This is a genomic window from Cupriavidus sp. R6-3 (assembly GCF_059772245.1).
Genome location: NZ_JCBAJO010000381.1, coordinates 1 through 2,836, shown reverse-complemented (window position 1 = coordinate 2,836; position 2,836 = coordinate 1). Strand labels below are relative to the sequence as shown.

At 69.9% G+C, this 2,836-nt stretch carries 3 protein-coding genes and 1 pseudogene; all 4 read left to right on the top strand.

Going from position 1 to position 2,836, the window contains the following annotated elements:
* Window positions 1-238: hypothetical protein (locus AC6EI8_RS25790; RefSeq protein WP_498383298.1), on the top strand; the 238-nt coding region annotated here is incomplete at its 5' end.
* Between the two features lie 240 nt (window positions 239-478).
* Complete coding sequence (gene moaA / locus AC6EI8_RS25785) at window positions 479-1,603, top strand: GTP 3',8-cyclase MoaA (RefSeq protein WP_149317021.1); 1,125 nt, start codon at window positions 479-481, stop codon at window positions 1,601-1,603.
* A 58-nt stretch (window positions 1,604-1,661) separates the two neighbouring features.
* Entirely contained in the window at window positions 1,662-2,261 is a 600-nt protein-coding gene (gene mobA, locus AC6EI8_RS25780) for a molybdenum cofactor guanylyltransferase MobA (protein WP_150083598.1), read from the top strand.
* 158 nt (window positions 2,262-2,419) lie between these two features.
* Window positions 2,420-2,836 (top strand): annotated as a pseudogene (locus AC6EI8_RS25775) (molybdopterin molybdenumtransferase MoeA); the annotation flags it as partial.

Genomic DNA, 2,836 nt, shown 5'->3' with positions numbered 1-2,836 from the left:
GCTGTCGGCCGACGCGCTCGAGCCGATGCTGAACGCCGCCGGCCTGCAGTGGGTGCACACCGACAGCGCCAAGTACCGTGCCGCGCAGGAAGCCGCTGCCCGCATCGTGCCGGCGCCGCGGGTGCCGCGCGAGCGCAAGCCGCTGCCGCCGCTGCCGCAGGGCCCGATGGTGCTGGTCGAGACCGGCGGCCGCGAGGTCACCATGGACTCGCAGCAGCAGTCCGCCGCGCAGCAATAGGCGCGAACAAGCGCGAACAAGCGCGACGATAGCCCCATGGTCTCCGCGAAAGCGGGGACTCCGAGGGCTCTCAACGACGCTGGCTTCCCGCATGCGCGGGAACGACGCGATCCAGGGGGACGGCACCGCCGTCCCCTTTTTCATGGCGCGCGTGCCCGCGGGCGCTTCGGCGACCCCTCAACGCAAGCTCGGCTAGAATGGCGGCAGAACGGCGCCGGTCTGGCGGCGACCTATCACGACATGACCGAATCCGTCATCCCCATCTTCGACCTGCGCGAGCATCGCTATCACTCGATGCAGCCCGCGATTCCGGCGCAACTCGAATCGCCGACCGGGCTGTTGGCCGACCGTCGCGGACGGCCGCTGCACGACCTGCGCATCTCGGTGACCGACCGCTGCAATTTCCGCTGCGTCTACTGCATGCCGAAGGAAGTCTTCGACAAGGACTACACCTTCCTGCCGCATTCGGAACTGCTCAGCTTCGAGGAGATCGAGCGCGTCGCGCGGCTGTTCGTCGCCCACGGCGTCGAGAAGATCCGGCTGACCGGCGGCGAGCCGCTGCTGCGCAAGAACATCGAGAAGCTGGTCGAGATGCTGGCGCGCATCGAGACGCCCGCCGGCAAGCCGCTGGACCTGACGCTGACCACCAACGCCTCGCTGCTGGCCCGCAAGGCGCGCGCGCTGCGCGATGCCGGGCTGACGCGGGTTTCGGTCAGCCTCGATGCGATCGACGACGCCACCTTCCGCCGCATGAACGACGTCGACTTCGCCGTGGCGGACGTGCTCAAGGGCATCGAGACCGCGCAGGCGGTCGGGCTGGCGCCGCTCAAGGTCAACATGGTGGTCAAGCGCGGCACCAACGACGCCGAGATCGTGCCGATGGCGCGCCATTTCCGCGGCAGCGGCATCATCGTGCGCTATATCGAATTCATGGACGTGGGCGCCAGCAACCACTGGCGCATGGACGAGGTGCTGCCGTCCGATGAAGTGGTCGCGCGCATCGACGCGGAATTCCCGCTCGAGCCGATCGCCGCCAACTACAGCGGCGAGACGGCGCAGCGCTGGCGCTACCGCGACGGCGCCGGCGAGATCGGCGTGATTTCCAGCGTCACCCACGCCTTCTGCGGCGATTGCAGCCGCATCCGGCTGTCGACCGAGGGCCGGCTCTACCTGTGCCTGTTCGCCACCGAGGGCTACGACCTGCGCGCGCTGCTGCGCGGCGGGCACAGCGATCTCGAGATCGCCAACGCGATCGCCGGCGTCTGGCGCGAGCGCACCGACAACTATTCGGAGCAGCGCGGCGACGCGCAGGTGCGCGCGGCCCGCGCGGCGCGCAAGATCGAGATGTCCTATATCGGCGGCTAGGCGTTCGCCTCGCCTCCGACCCCGTTCAACGCTTCACCGCTTTTCCCCGACACCTGCGATGATCGAACGCGAAGACATTACCGGCCTGATCCTGGCCGGCGGACGCGGCAGCCGCATGGGCGGCACCGACAAGGGCCTGCAGTCGCTGCGCGGCGCGCCGATGGCGATGCACACGATGATGCGGCTGGCGCCGCAGACCGGCGCGCTGCTGATCAACGCCAACCGCAATCTGGCCGCCTACGAATCGTTCGGCGTGCCGGTGGTCACCGACTCGGTGCCCGACTTCGCCGGCCCGCTGGCCGGCATGCTGGCGGGGCTGGAACAGTGCCAGACCCGCTGGATGGTCACCGCCCCGTGCGATTCGCCGTTCCTGCCGACCGATCTGGTCGCGCGGCTGGCGCAGGCAATCGAGCGCGAAGGCGCCGAGATGGCGATGCCGGTCACCGTCGACGAACAGGGCCGCCGTCAGACCCAGCCGGTATTCCTGCTGATGCCGCATACCGCGCTGGACAGCCTGGTGGTCTTCCTCAACGGCGGCGGCCGCAAGATCGAGGCCTGGGCCTCGCAGCATCGGCTGGCCGAAGTGCCGTTCGACGACGCGGCGCCCTTCGCCAACATCAACACGCTGGACGAACTGCGCACCTTCGAGGCGCGCTGAGCGGGGGCCGAGGCGCGGCCCTGAGCTGCTCCACCGCCCTCGCCGCCCTGCTGTCCTGCTGCCCTGCTGCCCTGCTGCCCGACCGGCGCACGACCCCTCGCCAGCCTGAGCCCCGAACCGAACCCGAACCCGAACCGAACCCCAACGCGAACCCTGCCATGCCGTCCCTGCAATCCGTGATCTCCTGCCTGTCCGACTACGATCCCAGCGCGCTGCCCGTGGAGCAGGCCAACCGGATCATCGCCGAGGTGATCGAACCGGTCAGCGGCATCGAGCAGGTCGCGATCCGCTCGGCGCTGGATCGCGTGCTGGCCGAGGACGTAGTCTCGCCGATCGACGTGCCGGCGCACGACAACTCCGCGATGGACGGCTATGCCTTCTCCAGCGCCGCGCTGCAGGCGGCGAACGGCGGCGAGGTGACGCTGCGCGTCATCGGCACCGCGCTGGCCGGCGAGACGCACGGGCTGACCCCGGCGGCCGGCGAGGCGGTACGCATCATGACCGGCGCCGTGATGCCCGTCGGCTGCGACACGGTGATCCCGCAGGAATTCACGCAGGCCGTGCCGGGGGCGGGC